Here is a 17,053-nt window from a genome sequence, read left to right as displayed (position 1 = left end):
ATGGCGACGGTGCTCGTGGTCGGGAGCGGGATCGCCGGGCTCGTGGCCGCGATCCACGCGAGTGAACGGCACGAGGTGGTGGTCGTCACCAAGGACGTCCTCGGCCAGAGCAACACGCGCTATGCGCAGGGCGGGATCGCCGGGGTCATGTTCGACGACGACCGCGTCGAGGACCACGTCCGGGACACGCTGCTGGCCGGTGCGGGGCTGTGCGACGAGGAGGCCGTCCGGGTGCTCTGCACCGAGGGGCCCGAACGGATCCGCGAGCTCATCGCCTTCGGTGTGGCGTTCGACCGCGACGGCGACGGCTTCGCGAAGGGCCTCGAAGCGGCCCACTCCTACCCCCGGGTGCTGCACGCCGGCGGTGACGCGACCGGCGCGGCGATCGAGACGGCGCTCGTCGAGACGCTTGCGGCCCGGCGGGTCACCGTGCTGGAGCACACCGTCCTCGTCGACCTGGTCGTCACCGCCGGGACGGTCACCGGTGCACACCTCCGGTCCTCCGAGCGAGGTGCGTTCACCGTCGACGCCGACCAGGTGATCCTCGCCACCGGCGGTGTCGGGCAGCTCTACCCGTTCACGACCAACCCGGCGGTGGCGACGGGCGACGGCGCCGCTGCAGCACTCCGTGCTGGAGCGGTGCTGGCCGACGTGGAGTTCGTCCAGTTCCACCCGACCGCGCTCGCCGCACCCGGCAGTTTCCTCGTCTCCGAGGCCGTCCGCGGCGAGGGGGCCGTCCTCCGGGACGCGAACGGTGAACGCTTCATGCGGGCGCTCCACCCCGACGCCGAGCTGGCACCACGCGACGTCGTCGCCCGAGGGATCGCCCGGGCCATGGCCGCGCAGGGCGGCGCCCCGGTGACGCTCGACGCGACCGCGCTCGGTGCGGACCGCCTCGCCGCGCGGTTCCCGGGGATCGACGAGCACCTCCGAGCCTCCGGCGTGGACTGGTCGCGCACACCGGTCGCCGTCGCCCCGGCCGCACACTATTGGATGGGCGGTGTCGCCACGGACCTCGACGGCCGGACCACCCTGCCCGGGCTCCTCGCCGTGGGCGAAGTCGCTCGCACGGGCGTCCACGGGGCCAACCGCCTCGCCTCCAACTCGCTCCTCGAGGGTGCCGTCTTCGCGGCCCGCGCCGTCGCGGCGATCGATGCGGCACCGGGTCCGATCGCCGGTCGCCCGAGGCTCGGTGGTGAGCGGGTCGTCCTCGATCCCCTTGCGGCCGATGACGACCTCCGACTCCCAACGGACGCCGTCGAGCCCTTCAGCCGCGCGGCGCTCCACGCCGTGATGTGGCGGGATGCCGGGCTGGTCCGTGACGCGCGTGGTCTTGAGCTCGCGCGCCGGACCCTGGACCGTTGGTCGACCGAGCTCGACGACGTCGTCACCGCGCCACGGTCGGTCGCGGCCACCGAGGACCGCAACCTCCTGCTGCTCGCCCGGGCCGTTGTCGCCGCTGCCCTCGCGCGCACCGAGTCACGCGGTGCCCACGCCAGGGACGACCATCCCGGTGTCGATCCGGATCAGGCGTCGCCGATCGCGATCACCCTCGCGACCCCGGCTGACGCGCCCCAGCCCACCACCCACCCATCCGTGAACGGAACCGTGCTCGCACCATGCTGACCCCACATCTCATCGACACCACCGTCACCGCGGCCCTCGTCGAGGACGCCCCGTGGGGCGACCTGACGGCGGCGACCCTCATCCCGGAGGACGCCACGGCCTCGGCCTCCCTGGCCGCCCGCGAGGCGGGCGTCTTCAGCGGTTCGGCCGTGTTCGAGGCGGCGTTCCGACTGACCGACCCACGCATCACGGTCGCGTTCCTCGTCGCCGACGGCGAACGGTTCGCTGCGGGTGACACCATCGCCATGGTGTCGGGTCCGGCGCGTGCCGTCCTGACCGCTGAGCGCGTCGCCCTGAACTTCGTCCAGCGGATGAGCGGCATCGCGACCATCACCGCGGCGTACGTCGAAGCCGTGTCCGACACCCGCGCCCGCATCGTCGACACCCGGAAGACGACCCCGGGCCTGCGCGTCTTCGAGCGCCACGCGGTGCGATCGGGCGGCGGGCACAACCACCGCCATTCGCTCTCCGACGCCGTCATGGTCAAGGACAACCACCTGGCGGTCCTCCTCGAGCGCGGCCTGACGGTCACCGAGGCGTTGCTGCGGGCTCGCGAGGAGCTCCCGCACACGACGACGATCGAGGTCGAGGTCGACCGCCTGGACCAGATCGAGGCGGTGCTCGCGGCGGGCGTCGACACGATCATGCTCGACAACTTCACCGTCGACCAGCTCCGCGAGGGCGTCGCGCTGATCGCCGGCCGCGCCATCGTGGAGGCGAGCGGGAACGTGACGCTGACGACGGTGCGGGCCATCGCGGAGACCGGCGTCGATGTCATCTCCTCCGGTGCCCTCACCCACAGCGTCCGGTCCCTCGACCTCGGGCTCGACGTCTCGGTCGACTGAGATGCTCTACCTCGACAACGCCGCGACGACGCCGGTGCGCCCGGAGGTGCTCGAGGCGATGTGGCCGTACCTGACGAGCACCTTCGGCAACCCGTCGAGCCATCACACCGTCGGCGAGGCGGCGGCCGGGGCGTTGCGGGACGCCCGGCGACGCGTCGCGACCGTGCTGGGCGTCCGACCTGGAGACGTGGTGTTCACCTCGGGCGGCACCGAAGCGGACAACCTCGCGGTCAAGGGCATCACCCTGGCGGCCCTCGATCGCGGACGCCATGTCGTCACCTCGCCGATCGAGCACGAGGCGGTCGCGGAATCGGTCGCGTACCTCACGCGGTTCCACGGGGTCGAGGCCACCGTCCTCCCGGTGGACGGGACCGGCCTGGTCGACCCGGCCGAACTCGCCGCTGCACTGCGGCCGGACACAGTGCTCGTCTCGGTGATGGCGGCCAACAACGAGATCGGCACGGTCCAGGACCTGTCGGCGCTCGGAGGCGTCGCCCAGGCCGCAGGCGTCCCGTTCCACACCGACGCCGTGCAGGCGGCGGGATGGCTGCCGCTCGGACTGGATCGCCTCGGCGTGGACGCGCTGAGCCTGGCCGGCCACAAGCTCGGTGCTCCGAAGGGCGTCGGACTGCTCGCCGTGCGCGGCTCCCTGCCGTTGGAACCGCTCCTGCACGGTGGCGGTCAGGAACGCGGTCGCCGGAGCGGGACCGAACAGGTGGCCGCCGCCGTCGGGCTCGCGACGGCGCTGGAGCTCGCCGAGCGTGATCGGGTGGAAGCGGTGGACCGCGTCAGCGGACTGCGTGACGCGTTCATCGCGAGGGTCCTGAACGAGGTCCCGCGTGCTCGGTTGACGGGCCACCCCGAACGACGCCTACCGGGTATCGCATCGTTCGTGTTCCCCGGGACCTCCGGCGAGGCGGTCCTCCTCGAACTCGAACGGCGGGGCGTCATCTCCTCGAGCGGCTCCGCGTGCGCCGCCGGCAGCGACGAGCCGTCACCGGTCCTCCTCGCGATCGGCATCGCTCCGGAGGTCGCGCAGACCGCCGTGCGCTTCAGTTGGACCGCCGCCGTCACCGCGGCCGAGCTGGACCGGACGGCGAGCGCCGTCGTCGCCTCGGTGGAGGCCGTCGCGGGTCTCCGCTGAACCCCACGACGACCGACCGGACGGATCCGGCCGCGCGTTCGGTGACGGCTGTCCGACGCCGGGTGTCTGGCGGCACCCTCCGCCGGAGGCTGGGCTACGGTGGGATCCATGAGCACCGAGCAGGACGCGGCAGACCGCGCACGACGTCGACACGACAACGAGGACGCTGACGCCGTCACCCGGTTCCTCGCCGAGCGTGACCCGGAGTACGACCTCCACACCGAACGTCTGGTCGACCCGGAGGAGGTCATCCTCAAGGACTGGCTGCCGCACGCGACCCCGACCGACGGTGGCGCCCCCGCCCCCTGAGCGACGGCGCCCCCGCGCGCCGGATCGTCTCATGATCTAGCCGTCCACGCCTCGGAACACAAGTGGTTGCCGCGCGGGCGCGGGCCCGCGAGGCTGGAACGGTGACCGAGAGTCGGGATCAGAGACGGAGCTGACATGGGATTCCTGGACAACGCCAAGGACGCTGCTGAGGCGACCGGCCGGAAGATCGGCGAGACCGTCGAAGACGCCAAGGACCGGATCGGCGACAAGGTCGACGAGGCCAAGGCCGACGCGAAGGTGAAGCAGGCGGAGGCCGACGTGAAGAAGGCCGAAGCCGAGCGCGACACCACCGAGGCGAAGAACGACTACAAGGAGCAGCTGCGCGACTGACGCGCCCTCTGAACGACGAGGACCCCGCCTGGCGAACGCCGCGGGGTCCTCGCTCATTGTCGGGGCGCGGGTCTCCCCGGCGACAACCGGGGCCGGTGATGCCGATGTGATCGCCGAGACCAACCGGAAAAGGGTTCTGACAGCGCCGATCTCGAGTGCCATCATGAACGGTAGCCGCGGACGCCCGGCCCGCGGCCCGTTCCGACGAGGTGGCCGACATGTCGATCCTCCACACCATCCCCGAAGCCGATGCCGATGCGACGACGGCCGCGATGTACGACGACGACATCGCCGACCAGGGTTTCGTCGCGGCGCACACGAAGGTGATGGCGTTGAACCCCGGGGCCTACGCCGCGTGGGAGGCGCTGATCGGTGAGATCGCCCGACCGCTCGGCCTGCGACGCTACGAGCTCGTGACGCTCGCCGCGGCGCGAGGGACGCGGTCACGGCATTGCCGTCTCGCTCACGGCCGGAGATCGCTTGCGCTGTTCGAGGAGGACCAACTCGTGCGCATCGCGGCGGACTATCGCGACGCCGGCCTGAGCCCCGCGGAGGTCGCGATGATGGCCTACGCGGAACGGGTGGGTCGCGACTCGGACCGGATGACCGACGCCGACAGCCTGACCCTGCGCCAGCACGGCTTCTCCGACCGGGAGATCCTCGACATCACGCTCGCTGCGGCCGCCCGCAACTACTACAGCCGAGCGATCCAGGCGCTCGCGGTCGACGTCGACGTTCCCGAGGACATCGGACCCGAACTCCGTGACGCGCTCCTCCGGGGCCTCTGAGCGGTACCGCCGCGGGCTAGCGCTCCGCGACCTGGCCGGCCTCGACGACCCACCGCCGTTCGATCCGGACGGTGTCGAGCATGCGGCGGTCGTGGGTGACGAGGAGGAGTGTTCCGTCGTAGCTCTCGAGTGCCTCCTCGAGCTGTTCGATCGCAGCGAGGTCGAGGTGGTTCGTCGGCTCGTCCAAGACCAGCAGGTTGATCCCCGTCGCCTGGAGCACGGCGAGCCCGGCGCGGGTGCGCTCCCCCGGTGACAGCTCGTCGACGGGCCGGTTCACGTGGTCGGCCTTCAGCCCGAACTTCGCCAGCAGCGTCCTGACCTCTCCCGGACTGAGGTCGGGCACGATCGCCTCGAAGCGGTCGGCGAGCGGCTCCGTGCCGACGAGCAGTGAGCGGGCCTGGTCGATCTCGCCGATCCGCACACTCGAGCCGAGGCTCGCGCTGCCCGCGTCGGGTTCGCGACGACCGAGCAGCGTCGCGAGCAGGGTGGACTTGCCGGCGCCGTTGGGCCCGGTGATGCCGATGCGATCGCCCACGTTCACCTGGAGCGACAGGGGGCCGAGCTGGAAGTCGCCCTGCCGGACGACGGCCTCGGACAGCGTCGCGACGACCGTGCTCGAACGCGGTGCGCTGCCGATCGTGAACTGCAGCTGCCACTCCTTGCGCGGTTCCTCGACCTCGTCCAGCCGGGCGATGCGGCTCTCCATCTGCCGGACCTTCTGGGCCTGCTTCTCCGAGGACTCCGCCGAGGCCTTCCGCCGGATCTTGTCGTTGTCGGGCGCCTTCTTCATCGCGTTCCGCACGCCCTGGCTGGACCACTCCCGCTGCACCCGGGCGCGACCGATGAGATCGGCCTTCTTGTCGGCGAACTCGTCATAGGCGTCGCGGGCGTGCCGCCTGGCGACCTCGCGCTCCTCGAGGTAGGCCTCGTATCCGCCCCCGAAGACGCGGTTGCTCTGCTGTGCGAGGTCGAGTTCGAGGACGCGCGTGACGCAGCGGGCGAGGAACTCGCGGTCGTGGCTGACGAGCACCACACCCCCGCGCAATCCCTGCACGAAGCGTTCGAGCCGCTCCAAGCCGTCCAGGTCGAGATCGTTGGTCGGTTCGTCGAGGAGGACGATGTCGAATCGCGACAGCAGCAGCGCCGCCAGTCCGACGCGAGCGGCCTGCCCACCGGACAGCGAGGTCATCATCGTGGTCGTGACATCCGCGTCGAGGTCCAGCCCGAGGTCGGCGAGGACCGCGGGGATCCGCTCCTCGAGATCGGCCGCGCCGCTCGCCAACCAGCGGTCGAGGGCGGCGGAGTAGACGTCCGCGGGGTCCGCGCCTGCCTGCGGGGGTTCGGCGAGCGCCGCGGCAGCCGCGTCCATCGCCTCGGTCGCCGCAGCACAGCCGGTGCGCCGGGCGATGTAGGCGGCGACGCTCTCGCCGACGACGCGCTCGTGTTCCTGCGGGAGCGCGCCCACGAAGGCGTCGGAGGGCGACAGCGTGATCGTGCCTGCCTGCGGTTCGAGGGAGCCGCCGAGGAGCTGGAGCAGGGTCGACTTCCCCGCGCCGTTCATCCCGACGACGCCGATGACGTCGCCCGGTGCCACCGTCAGATCGAGGCCGTCGAACAGGGTGCGGTGGCCGTGTCCTCCGGCCAGGCCTTGGGCCACGAGCGTTGCAGTCATAGGTGCAATCGTCTCACTCGGACCGGGCGCAGGAGACCGTTCATTCCGCGCCACCCGTCGCGCCCGCCCGCGAATAGCACGACATCACGATCGGGTACGCGTTCCGCGCTAACCGACTGGGCGCCCCCCGAAGGTGTTACACAGGGAGCAGTTGCGGTTGATGTCGCCATGTTCTTTGGCTTCGCGCCCCTCCCACACGGAAGGGGCCCTGATGCGCCTCGAACTCTCTCCACCCGCCCGCAGCGCCAGACCCGGCCGCGTTCGCTCTCGCCTCTTCGCCGCAGCGGCAGTCGTGACCGTCGGACTCCTGGCCATCGGTGCCGGACCGGCGAACGCCGCGACCACGATCGACGGCCCGATCAACCTGGGCACGGCAGCCAAGTACGGCGTGCTCGCAGGGTCGACCGTCACCAACACCGACGCCCCGACCACGATCAACGGCGACCTCGGGCTGAGCCCGGGGAGCTCCGTGACCGGCTTCCCGCCGGGCATCGTCAACGGCATCCAGGACGTGACCAACGAGGTCGCCGCCACTCGCCAAGAACGACCTCCTCATCGCGATGGGTGTCGCCTCCAGCCTCACGCCGGCCCCGCAGCAGGTCGGTGACCTCACCGGCCTCAACCTCGACGCCCGGCGTCTACGCCGGCGGAGAGATCTCCCTCACCGGCAACGTGACGCTCACCGGCACCGCAGAGTCCGTCTGGGTCTTCCAGGCCGCGAGCACGCTGAACACCGCCATCGGTTCCTCGGTCACCCTCGTCGGCGGCGCGAGCGCCTGCAACGTGTTCTGGCGCGTCGGCAGCTCGGCCACGCTCCGCGGAGGCGCGCCCTTCGTCGGCACGATCCTCGCCGACGCGTCCATCTCCACGGGATCGGGCACGGTCGTCGAGGGACGTCTGCTCGCATCCACCGGCGCCGTGACGCTCGATCAACACCGTCATCACCCGTCCTGACCGGCTGCGACGACGGCAGCGGCTCCGTCGTGACGACGAGCCCGGAGATCACCTCCGCTCCGCTCCCCGGCGGCACCGTCGGCACGACGTACGACAGCACGGTCACCTCGACCGGCAGCCCCGACGCGACGTACACGGTCACCTCGGGTGCCCTGCCCCCGGGACTCGTCCTCGACAGCGTGACCGGTGGCGTGACCGGCACGCCCACGACGCCCGGGACCTACACGGTCACCATCACCGCGAGTAACGGCGGCGCGCCCGACGACTCCATCGAATCGACGATCGTCATCGTCCCGCCGGGCACCCCGCAGGTCCCCGGTCAGCCGGCGGTTCCGGCCGGAGACATCACGAGGCTCCCCGACACCGGGTTCCAGGGATCCACGCTCGCGATCGTGGCCGGCTCCCTGCTCGGCCTCGGTCTGCTCGCGGGTATCGCCTCGGTGATCGTGCGACGTCGTCGACGCGACCAGCTGGGTGGCTGACGCGACACTGGTCGGCAGCCTGACGCCGTGACCGTAGGCTGAGGGCATGGATCACAAGCAGCTGCGCTCCTTCGTCGCCTCCGCGGAGACCCTCCACTTCGCGAAGGCGGCCAAGGCGCTCGGTGTGCCGCGGAGCACCGTCGTCGCCGACGTCCGGAAGCTCGAGGAGAGCGTCGGAGCGGAACTGTTCGCTCGCGACGTGGAATCCACGCAGCTGACGGACGCCGGCTACGCGTTCCTCATCGAGGCGCGTCGCCAACTCGACGCCTCAGCGGCAGCAGCAGCGAAGTCGGCTCCTGCGCCGGGCGGCAAAGCCAAGGCGAACAAGGGCAAGGGTCGCGCGCCGAAGGTCAAGGGCGAGCCGCTGCCGTACAAGAAGCGCCAGGGTCGCTGAGCCGTCCCGCGCCGTCAGCGGTCCTGCGTCTCCGACGCGGACTCGACGACCCGCACCGATTCGCCTCGCCGCTCCGCGTCGGCTCGGGCCGTCCGTGCGATCGACACGAGGGTCTCGACGGGCGTCGGCGCGGCCGAATCCACCGCGACACCGAGGTTGGCAGCGCCCGCGAAACCGTCGAGCTGCTGCGTCACGGCCTCCCGGTAGCCGGCGGCGATCGGTGCCGCGAGGTCGTGGAGACCCGAGAGGCCGGTCGGCCCCGATTCGACCGACGTGGCCACGAGGATCGTCCCGCTCCACACGCGGGTGCAGACGGACCCGGCCGGCAGCTCACGGAAGACCGCGGCTGCGAGCAGTGCCTCCAGCTCCCCCGCCGTCGCCATCCCGTAGGCGCGGCGGAGGTCGCCGTAGCCGTCGATCGCCACGACGAGGATCGCGAGGCGACGATCGGACTGCTGCCCCTCGCGGAGTCGGGTCGCCTCGGCGATGAACGCCCGGCGCCCCACCGCGCGGACGCCCACCCGCTCCGAGGAGAGGCGCTGCTTGCGCTCCCAGGAGCGCAGGAGGACGAGGCCGACCGCGATCGAGGACCACGAACACGAGGTTCATGTACGTGACGAAGGCCGTGCCGAACAACCGCTCGAAGAGCTCCGAGTGGGGACCCGCCCGTGAGGTAGACCGCGAGGCGCACGGCGGTGAACACCGCGTGCAGGATCATGACGACGACGAGCACCAGCGACGCCGGTGCCGTTCGCATCCGCCCCCGCCGCGCCTCGTACGCGACCAGCAGCGACAGCATGATGAGCGAGATGAGCCGGGCGATGGTGCCGGCCCACTCCGGGTCGTCGGTGGGGTCGAGGACGGCGGAGATCGCCGTCACGCCGACGAAGAGGGTGCCGAGCAGCACGAGGCTGCGTCGACCGTTGAACAGCCGGCACCCGACCCACAGGGCGGCGATCGAAGCGACCATGGCGGCGTTGGCGACGGCGACGATCCATACCGAGTCGCCGTTGAGCGTGGCGGCGAGATAGCTGACCGCCGAGAGCAGGGTGGTGGCGAATCCGGACATCCAGGCTGCCATGTGGCGTCCGGCGAGGGTTCGCGCGCTGTCGAGTCCGTAGAAGATCCCGCACGCGGCGCAGACGATCACCGCCACCACCAGCATGCTCGCCAGATCGATCGTCACCCGTGGCCTCCCCCAGGCGCCCGTTCGGGTGGCGCCTCATCGAGCGTACCGCCGGAGCACGACCCCGCTGGCGGCAGGGACGTCGGAAGCATCAGGGTGCTGAACCACGGAGACCCGATGTGCCACCATCGATCCATGCGCGAATCGCCCGACCGTCCCGTCGCCGTCCGCGCGACGGCGTTCCGTGGCACGTCGAGATGGCGCCGACGGCCGCTGCGGTTCGTCGGCTACGACGCCCTCCTGCCGGACGGTTCCGTCCGGTTCGACGTGGATCTCGCCGCAGCCATGCCTGCCCACCCGGCGGATGCCTCGACCCGCGACACGAACGTCCACGACCGCTGCCCCGAGGTCGGTGCCGGTCCGTGGGTCGACGGGTTCGGGCGTGCCGTCGACGGGCCAGACGACGGCGGACCGCCGCTGAGCGCACGGCGCCGCGCGCGCCCGCGACCCTCCGACCTGCCCGGCCGCCGCCCATCGGCGAAGGCCGGGCGACGCTGGCGCACCGGGTTCGGCGTGGCAGCGCTCGGCCTCGGCGCCCTGCTCGTCATCGGCCCGCTCCGCGACACCCCTCGTGGGCTTCCTCGGGGTGGTCAGCGCGTTCGCCGGGCTCGCAGCCCTCGCGGGCCTGGTCCCTCGCGCCAGACGGTGGTGGTGACGGTCGATCGCCTCGACCCGGAGTGCGCGTTCTGTCCCGAAACCCGTACGCAGGCGACAGAACGCGCACTCTCGGCGTGGAAGTATGACGCTACGCGGCAGCAGGCTTCAGTGGCGTGATCGCCGCGATCTGTTGCGAAAGCCGATCCTCAGCGAGGTCGAGCTCGTACCGCATCTGCAGGTTGAGCCAGAACTGCGCCGAAGTGCCGAAGTACTTCGCAAGCCGGAGCGCGGTGTCTGCCGTGATGGACCGCTTGCCGTGGACGATCTCATTGATGCGACGTGGCGCGACTCCGATGGACACCGCCAGCTTGTTCTGAGTGATGCCGAACCCCTCGATGAAGTCCTCCATCAGGACTTCACCGGGGTGGATCGGTGCGAGCTTGCCGCTCGAGTCAGTGATAGTCAACGATCTCCACCTCCTCTGGCCCTGTGTCCGTCCACACGAAACAGATTCTCCACTGGTCATTGATCCTGATGCTGTGCTGCCCGACACGATCGCCCTTGAGCGGCTCGAGTCGGTTGCCCGGTGGGATCCGAAGATCGTCGAGCATCTCTGCGGCACCCACCTGGCGAAGCTTCCGGAGCGCAACCCGATGGATCCGAGGATCGATCGACCGCACTCGTTCCCGACGCCACAATCGCTCGGTATCCCGGTTGCCGAACGACCTGATCATCGTAGCAGGGTATAACGCACCTCGTTAATAACGCGAGTCGTTACACACTCCTTGCGATGAACCGGTTCATGGTAGGAACACCCCTACCCGAACCTCCGGACCTCCGGACCTCCGGACCTCCGGACCTCCGGGAGAATCGAGGCATGGACATGCGCTACGTCGACCATGAACCGGGAATGTGGTTCCTCGTCGAGCAGGAGGGTTCGCTCTACCTCGACGCGAGGTACAGCTACAGCGCTCTCATCGACGATTCCGCGCTCATCCGGTTGAACGACACCGAGCTCGCCGCCTACCTCGCGGGCGACCACGATGTCCTGTCCGACCTCGCCAGACGTGTCCACAACAGTGCGCCTTACCGACCTGCATCGCAGTTCTTCAGCAGGGATCTGTACCGCAGCGCAGACGGCACGCAGTATCGCGAAGCCGTCTCAGCGGCGATCGCCGATCACACGTGGATCGCGGAACAGCGGCGGAAGCGGTAGACCACCACCGAGAGCGCTCATTCCGTCGACGTGGGGGCTGGTCGACGACGCGACGTGCGCTTTCGACGGGCTAGACGTTGAAGCGGAACTCCACGACGTCGCCGTCCTGCATGACGTAGTCCTTGCCCTCCATGCGGGCCTTGCCCTTGGAGCGGGCCTCGGCGACGGAGCCGGTCTCGACGAGGTCGTCGAACGAGATGACCTCGGCCTTGATGAAGCCCTTCTCGAAGTCCGTGTGGATGACGCCGGCCGCCTGGGGCGCCTTGGCACCCTGCGGGATCGTCCACGCACGCGACTCCTTCGGGCCCGCCGTGAGGTAGGTCTGCAGGCCGAGCGTCGCGAAGCCGATGCGTGCGAGCTGGTCGAGGCCGGACTCGGTCTGGCCGGTCGACTCGAGCATCTCGCGGGCGTCGTCCTCGTCGAGGTCGACGAGCTCCGACTCGAGCTTGGCGTCGAGGAAGACGGCCTTCGCCGGTGCCACGAGGGCGGCCAGCTCGTCGAGCTTCGCCTGGTCCTGGAGGACGTCCTCGTCGACGTTGAAGACGTAGATGAACGGCTTGGCCGTGAGGAGACCGAGTTCCTTGATGGGCGCGAGGTCGATCTTCGTCGCCGAGAGCGGGGTGCCGGCGTTCAGCGCGTCCTGCGCCTCCTTCGCCGCCGTGAGGACGGAGGGGTCGAGCTTCTTGCCCTTGACCTCCTTCTCGAACCGGGTGATCGCCTTCTCGAGCGTCTCGAGGTCGGCGAGGATGAGCTCGGTGTTGATGGTCTCCATGTCGGACGCCGGGTTCACGTCGCCGTCGACGTGCACGACGTCGGGGTCGGCGAAGCCGCGGACGACCTGCGCGATGGCGTCGGCCTCACGGATGTTCGCGAGGAACTTGTTGCCGAGCCCCTCCCCCTCGCTCGCGCCCTTGACGATGCCGGCGATGTCGACGAAGGACACCGCGGCGGGCAGGATGCGCTCGCTGCCGAAGATCTCCGCGAGCTTGCCGAGCCGGGCGTCGGGCAGTTCGACCACGCCGACGTTCGGCTCGATCGTCGCGAACGGATAGTTCGCTGCGAGCACGTTGTTGCGCGTGAGCGCGTTGAACAGGGTGGACTTGCCGACGTTGGGCAGGCCGACGATGCCGAGAGTAAGAGCCACGAGGGTCTATCGTACTTGGCCGCGCGTCCCCGTGGGTCGCGCCTCCGCTCCGGGCACGGATCGGCACCGTCGATCGAGCGGCATGCGGCGTGCCACCCGAGCGGTGTCGGACGCTGGTGCGAGGGTGAGGACGTGCCACTGGATTTCACCGCCATCGACTTCGAGACCGCGAACTCGTCATCCGCCTCCGCCTGCAGCGTGGGCCTCGTCAGGGTCCGCGACGGCATCGTCGTCGACCGCGCGGGCTGGCTCATCCAGCCCCCTGCCGGACACGACGCGTTCCTCGAGTGGAACACCCGCATCCACGGGATCGTCGCGACCGACGTCCTCGGTGCGCCGGGTTGGGCGGACCAGCTCGACACCCTCCTCGACTTCGCCCAGGGTGACGCCCTCGTCGCCCACAACGCCGGCTTCGACATGGGCGTCATCCGCGGTGGCTGCGCCGCCACCGGCCTCGACTGCCCCGACCTCAGCTACCTGTGCAGCCTCAACGTCGCCCGCAAGACGTATCAGCTCGACTCCTACCGGCTCCCCGTGGCGGCCCTCGCCGCCGGGTTCGACGACTTCCAGCACCACGACGCCACCGGCGACGCCGAGGCCTCCGCGCACATCATCATCCACGCCGCCGCCCGCCATGGAGCTTCCTCGATCGCCGAACTCGCGCAGCTCACGAGCGTGAAGATCGGCCGGATCGGGACAGCCGTCGCCGCCTGAGCGCGCGGTCGCCGCGCGGCCTCCGAGCGATGTCGGCGGCCCGCGACACACTGAGGGCATGGACAGCGCACTCGCCCTCGGGATCGGCCTCCTCATCGGACTCGTCATCGGCGCAGCCGTGGCGGTCCTCCTGCTGCAGCGGCGCACCGGCGCGGGTTCGGTCGACCCGGCGCTGCTCGAGGCCAGGCACACCGCCCAGCTCGCCGACCTCCGCGGCCAGCAGGCGCAACTCCTCGCCGACGCGTCCGCACGGGAGGCGGAACTCCGCGCCGCGCTGCGCGCCGAACTCGCCGCACTCGACGCCACGGCCGACGGGCTCGGACGCGAGCTGAACGCCCAGCGCGAGCAGTACCGCGAGCTCGCCGAACGCCACCGCGCCGACGCCGAACGACGATCGCGCCAGGAACACGAGGAGAGCCAGGTCCTGCAGGCCCTCGCGCCCGTGCAGCACAGCCTCGAGCACATGCAGGCGAAGGTCGCGGAACTCGAGCAGCAGCGCAGCCGCCAGCACGGTGAGCTCGCCCAACAACTGAAGACGGCTTCGGAGTCCGAGGAACGCCTGCGGTCCACGACGGAGTCGCTCGCCTCGGCGCTCCGGAACAACGCCACCCGCGGCGTCTGGGGCGAGACCCAGCTCCGCAACGTCGTGGAAGCCGCGGGCCTCACGCAGCGCGTCGACTTCGACCTGCAGTCGAGCATCACGTCCGACAACGGCATCGGCCGACCCGACATGGTCGTGCGACTCCCCGGCGGCAAGTCGATCGCGGTCGACGCGAAGGTGCCGTTCGCGCAGTACCTCGAAGCCAGCACCATCCCCGTCACGGCGACGGGCGAGGAGGCCGCACGACGCACCGCCCTCCTCGCGCAGCACGTGAAGGCCGTGCGGTCGCACGTCGACGCCCTCGCGGCGAAGGGGTACTGGCGCGGCCTCGAGTCGAGCCCGGAGTTCGTGATCTGCTTCATCCCGAGCGAGTCGCTCCTCGCCGCAGCACTCGAGGCCGACGCGAGCCTGCTCGACTACGCCTTCGGCAAACGGGTCGCCCTCGCCTCCCCCGTCAACCTGTGGGCGGTCCTCAAGACGGTCGCGTTCACCTGGCAGCAGGACGTCCTCACCGAGGACGCGAAGCGACTGTTCGACCTCGGCAAGGAGCTCTACCAGCGGCTCTCGACGCTGTCGGACCACGCCGACCGCCTGCGCCGGTCCATCGAGAGCACGGTCACCAACTACAACCAGTTCGCCTCGTCGTTCGAGACCCGCGTGCTCGTCACGGCGCGCAAGCTCGACGCCCTCGACGAGGCGACGGTCATCGGTCAGGTGAGCCAGAGCGACGCCTCACCGAAGCGCCTCACCGCACCGGAGGCGCAGCCCTCGCCGGAGCCGTCCGATAGCGAGCCGAGCGAGCTCGAGGCGCGACTCGCGCACCGGCTGCAGGACTGACCGGCACGAGCACCGCACGACGAAGCGCCCGGCACCACCGTGAGGTGGAACCGGGCGCTTCGCTCTGCTGGAGGAACGGCTACAGCCACTTCGCAGCGAGGTGGTCCGCCTCGACGCGACGGATGGTGCCGGAACGCGACCGCAGCACGAGGCTCTCGGTGCGGATGATCGGCCCCTTGCGCTGCACACCGTCGACGAGTTCACCGTGGGTGACGCCCGTCGCGACGAAGTACGTGTTGTCGCCTCGGACGAGGTCGTTCGCGCCGAGGACGCGGTCGAGGTCGTGACCGGCCGCGAGCGCACGCTCGCGCTCGGCGTCGTCCTTCGGCATGAGCTTGCCCTGGATGAGCCCGCCGAGCGCCTTCACCGCACACGCGGTGATGATGCCCTCAGGCGTGCCGCCGATGCCGACGCACATGTCGATCCGCGAGTCGTAGCGCGCGGCGTTGATGCCACCCGCGACGTCGCCGTCGAGCAGCAGACGCGTCCCGGCACCCGCCGCGCGGATCTCCTCGATGAGCTGCGCGTGGCGCGGTCGGTCGAGGACGGCGACGCGGATGTCCTCGGGCTGCTTGCCCTTGGCCTTCGCGAGCTCGCGGATGTTGTCGCCGATGGACTGGCTGATGTCGACGACACCGATGCCGTCGGCGCCGGTGACGATCTTGTCCATGTAGAACACCGCGGACGGGTCGAACATGCTGCCGCGGTCGGACACGGCGATGACGGAGAGGGCGTTCTGGCGGCCGGCGGCGGTGAGGCTCGTGCCGTCGATCGGGTCGACGGCGATGTCGCAGGACGGGCCGCGGCCGTTGCCGACGTGCTCGCCGTTGAACAGCATGGGCGCTTCATCCTTCTCGCCCTCGCCGATGACGACCACGCCGTCGAAGTTGACGGTGCCGAGGAAGGCGCGCATGGCGTCGACCGCTGCGCCGTCGGCGGCGTTCTTGTCGCCTCGCCCGATGAACGGCGCCGCCCGGATCGCGGCGGCCTCCGTCGCTCTCACGAGCTCCATGGCGAGGTTGCGGTCGGGCTGCAGATAGTGGGAGCCGGTTTCAGGCTGGGTCACTGGATCCTCCATGGATCGCTCGCCTCGTGGGACACGACGCTTCGGTGGATGAGGGTTTCAGCCTATCGAACCGGGCTGGGAAGGCCGCTGGGTGCGTCTCGATCGAGGCGCTTCCGTGACCTCGTCAGCGGGCTTCCGGGACCGACGACGACGGACTCGACCATGACACCGCCGTCCGCTTCGACCCGGACTCCGGCGAGTTCGGCTCCGGCGGCGAGCGCGGTCGACGTGACGGCGCTGAGCAGCAGCCAGGCGTCATCGCGGCAGAGTTCGTCGAGCGGGACCTCGCGATCGAGATCGGTCCCGGCCTCGACGAGCCGCGCACGTTCCTCCGGCGACTGCGGTGCGAAGCGCGCTGTCATCCAACCACCGAGGGCCCGGACCGCGGCAGCCGTGAGGATGCCCTCGGGGGCTCCTCCCACACCGAGGAGCAGATCGAGGTCGCCGTCGGCGGCCGCGGCCCGCAGGGACAGGGCGACGTCGCCGTCCATGAAGCTCACGAGCTCGGCACCGGCGGCGGTCACGGCCTGGGCGGTCGCCGCGTTCCGCGGACGGTCCTGGACCGCGACCCGCAGCTGCTCGACCGGCCGCCCCAGCCGGGCCGCGAGCCGGTCGAGGGTCACCGCGATCGGGTCGGCCAGCGACAACTCGCGTCCCCCGCCGGCGGCGACGAGCTTCTCGAGGTAGTACGCCGGGCCGATGTCGAACATCGCACCGCGCGGGGCGATGGCGATCACGGCGACGGAGTCCGGCTTCCCGGAGGCAGCGAGCTTCGTGCCGTCCACGGGGTCGACGGCGAGGTCGATCGCCGGCCCCGCTCCCGTGCCGAAACGTTCCCCGACGAAGAGCATGGGCGCCTGGTCCTTCTCGCCCTCCCCCACGACGACGCGCCCGTCGACCGGGAGCGATTCGAGCGCTCGGCGGAGCGCATCGACGGCGACCCCGTCGATGCGCATGCCGTCTCCACCTCCGACGAGACCCGCGACGGCGGCAGCCGCGGCCCTCGTGGCGTCGAGGAAGCCGTCGAGGAGGTCGGTGTCCGGAGTGCGCTCGATCATGTCCCCATCGTGCCGTATGCCTCGGAGCCCGAGTCACTAGACTTCAAGGCGAATCGTCCCCACGCAAGG

General features: G+C 70.6%; 21 protein-coding genes. 14 read left to right on the top strand and 7 right to left on the bottom strand.

Annotation, left to right across the window (positions count from 1 at the left end; genetic code table 11):
- From nadB to AC5JOC_RS07075, 6 genes are all read left to right on the top strand, one after another.
- On the top strand, positions 1–1,626 hold the full coding sequence (gene nadB / locus AC5JOC_RS07100; protein WP_494245910.1) for an L-aspartate oxidase: 1,626 nt from the start codon (positions 1–3) through the stop codon (positions 1,624–1,626).
- Entirely contained in the window at positions 1,620–2,471 is an 852-nt protein-coding gene (gene nadC, locus AC5JOC_RS07095; protein WP_159878220.1) for a carboxylating nicotinate-nucleotide diphosphorylase, read from the top strand. Before nadB ends, nadC begins: the two co-directional genes overlap by 7 nt.
- Before the next feature lies 1 nt (position 2,472).
- Positions 2,473–3,615: a cysteine desulfurase family protein gene (locus AC5JOC_RS07090; RefSeq protein ID WP_494245908.1), complete on the top strand. Its 1,143-nt coding sequence runs from the start codon at positions 2,473–2,475 to the stop codon at positions 3,613–3,615.
- 108 nt (positions 3,616–3,723) lie between these two features.
- Positions 3,724–3,924 (top strand): hypothetical protein, encoded by a 201-nt coding sequence (locus AC5JOC_RS07085; RefSeq protein ID WP_064296429.1) that lies wholly within the window; start codon positions 3,724–3,726, stop codon positions 3,922–3,924.
- 135 nt (positions 3,925–4,059) lie between these two features.
- The gene (locus AC5JOC_RS07080) at positions 4,060–4,275 is read left to right on the top strand and encodes a hypothetical protein (RefSeq protein WP_079705518.1); all 216 of its coding nucleotides are present in this window, start codon (positions 4,060–4,062) and stop codon (positions 4,273–4,275) included.
- 218 nt (positions 4,276–4,493) lie between these two features.
- Positions 4,494–5,063: a carboxymuconolactone decarboxylase family protein gene (locus tag AC5JOC_RS07075; protein ID WP_494245906.1), complete on the top strand. Its 570-nt coding sequence runs from the start codon at positions 4,494–4,496 to the stop codon at positions 5,061–5,063.
- A gap of 16 nt (positions 5,064–5,079) precedes the next feature.
- On the opposite strand, the gene AC5JOC_RS07070 is transcribed toward AC5JOC_RS07075, so the two are convergent.
- Positions 5,080–6,735: an ABC-F family ATP-binding cassette domain-containing protein gene (locus AC5JOC_RS07070; protein WP_079705516.1), complete on the bottom strand. Its 1,656-nt coding sequence runs from the start codon at positions 6,733–6,735 to the stop codon at positions 5,080–5,082.
- A 211-nt stretch (positions 6,736–6,946) separates the two neighbouring features.
- Here AC5JOC_RS07070 and AC5JOC_RS07065 point away from each other — a divergent pair, with 211 nt between their 5' ends.
- The 4 genes from AC5JOC_RS07065 to AC5JOC_RS07050 are packed head-to-tail and all read left to right on the top strand — an operon-like array spanning position 6,947 to position 8,565.
- A complete protein-coding gene (locus AC5JOC_RS07065; RefSeq protein ID WP_494245904.1) occupies positions 6,947–7,342 on the top strand; it encodes a hypothetical protein in 396 nt (131 codons plus the stop codon).
- On the top strand, positions 7,339–7,689 hold the full coding sequence (locus AC5JOC_RS07060; protein WP_494245902.1) for an ice-binding family protein: 351 nt from the start codon (positions 7,339–7,341) through the stop codon (positions 7,687–7,689). The genes AC5JOC_RS07065 and AC5JOC_RS07060 overlap by 4 nt, the downstream gene beginning before the upstream one ends.
- 29 nt (positions 7,690–7,718) lie before the next feature.
- Complete coding sequence (locus tag AC5JOC_RS07055; protein WP_494245900.1) at positions 7,719–8,171, top strand: putative Ig domain-containing protein; 453 nt, start codon at positions 7,719–7,721, stop codon at positions 8,169–8,171.
- A 46-nt stretch (positions 8,172–8,217) separates the two neighbouring features.
- Positions 8,218–8,565, top strand: coding sequence for a LysR family transcriptional regulator (locus tag AC5JOC_RS07050; RefSeq protein WP_064296432.1), 348 nt, complete (start codon positions 8,218–8,220; stop codon positions 8,563–8,565).
- Positions 8,566–8,579: 14 nt separating this feature from the next.
- Here the strand turns inward: AC5JOC_RS07050 and AC5JOC_RS07045 are convergent, their stop codons facing one another.
- Positions 8,580–9,086 carry a hypothetical protein gene (locus tag AC5JOC_RS07045; protein ID WP_494245898.1) on the bottom strand — a complete coding sequence of 169 codons (507 nt, stop codon included), beginning with the start codon at positions 9,084–9,086 and terminating at the stop codon, positions 8,580–8,582.
- Between the two features lie 800 nt (positions 9,087–9,886).
- Between AC5JOC_RS07045 and AC5JOC_RS07040 the strand changes: the two genes are divergently transcribed.
- Complete coding sequence (locus AC5JOC_RS07040) at positions 9,887–10,525, top strand: hypothetical protein (protein ID WP_494245896.1); 639 nt, start codon at positions 9,887–9,889, stop codon at positions 10,523–10,525.
- Here the strand turns inward: AC5JOC_RS07040 and AC5JOC_RS07035 are convergent.
- Both AC5JOC_RS07035 and AC5JOC_RS07030 read right to left on the bottom strand, forming a co-directional pair.
- Positions 10,497–10,814, bottom strand: a complete 318-nt coding sequence (locus AC5JOC_RS07035; RefSeq protein ID WP_079705513.1) for a HigA family addiction module antitoxin — start codon at positions 10,812–10,814, stop codon at positions 10,497–10,499. The genes AC5JOC_RS07040 and AC5JOC_RS07035 overlap by 29 nt on opposite strands.
- A complete protein-coding gene (locus tag AC5JOC_RS07030) occupies positions 10,801–11,082 on the bottom strand; it encodes a type II toxin-antitoxin system RelE/ParE family toxin (protein ID WP_191940773.1) in 282 nt (93 codons plus the stop codon). The genes AC5JOC_RS07035 and AC5JOC_RS07030 overlap by 14 nt, the downstream gene beginning before the upstream one ends.
- Positions 11,083–11,225: 143 nt before the next feature.
- Here AC5JOC_RS07030 and AC5JOC_RS07025 point away from each other — a divergent pair, with 143 nt between their 5' ends.
- Positions 11,226–11,564: a hypothetical protein gene (locus AC5JOC_RS07025; protein WP_494245894.1), complete on the top strand. Its 339-nt coding sequence runs from the start codon at positions 11,226–11,228 to the stop codon at positions 11,562–11,564.
- Positions 11,565–11,634: 70 nt separating this feature from the next.
- Here the strand turns inward: AC5JOC_RS07025 and ychF are convergent, their stop codons facing one another.
- Positions 11,635–12,708 carry a redox-regulated ATPase YchF gene (gene ychF / locus AC5JOC_RS07020; RefSeq protein WP_085510494.1) on the bottom strand — a complete coding sequence of 358 codons (1,074 nt, stop codon included), beginning with the start codon at positions 12,706–12,708 and terminating at the stop codon, positions 11,635–11,637.
- A 132-nt stretch (positions 12,709–12,840) separates the two neighbouring features.
- Here ychF and AC5JOC_RS07015 point away from each other — a divergent pair, with 132 nt between their 5' ends.
- Together AC5JOC_RS07015 and AC5JOC_RS07010 are read left to right on the top strand one after the other, a co-directional pair.
- Complete coding sequence (locus AC5JOC_RS07015) at positions 12,841–13,422, top strand: exonuclease domain-containing protein (protein ID WP_064296572.1); 582 nt, start codon at positions 12,841–12,843, stop codon at positions 13,420–13,422.
- Positions 13,423–13,480: 58 nt separating this feature from the next.
- Positions 13,481–14,860, top strand: coding sequence for a DNA recombination protein RmuC (locus AC5JOC_RS07010; RefSeq protein ID WP_494245891.1), 1,380 nt, complete (start codon positions 13,481–13,483; stop codon positions 14,858–14,860).
- 79 nt (positions 14,861–14,939) lie between these two features.
- Here AC5JOC_RS07010 and glpX read toward each other — a convergent pair whose 3' ends face one another.
- Together glpX and AC5JOC_RS07000 are read right to left on the bottom strand one after the other, a co-directional pair.
- Complete coding sequence (glpX, locus tag AC5JOC_RS07005) at positions 14,940–15,938, bottom strand: class II fructose-bisphosphatase (protein ID WP_064296437.1); 999 nt, start codon at positions 15,936–15,938, stop codon at positions 14,940–14,942.
- A 50-nt stretch (positions 15,939–15,988) separates the two neighbouring features.
- Positions 15,989–16,984: a fructose-bisphosphatase class II gene (locus AC5JOC_RS07000; RefSeq protein ID WP_079705508.1), complete on the bottom strand. Its 996-nt coding sequence runs from the start codon at positions 16,982–16,984 to the stop codon at positions 15,989–15,991.
- Between the last annotated feature and the right edge of the window lie 69 nt (positions 16,985–17,053).

The sequence above is a fragment of the Plantibacter sp. genome, assembly GCF_059073635.1.
This window is presented reverse-complemented; position numbering and strand designations above follow the sequence as displayed.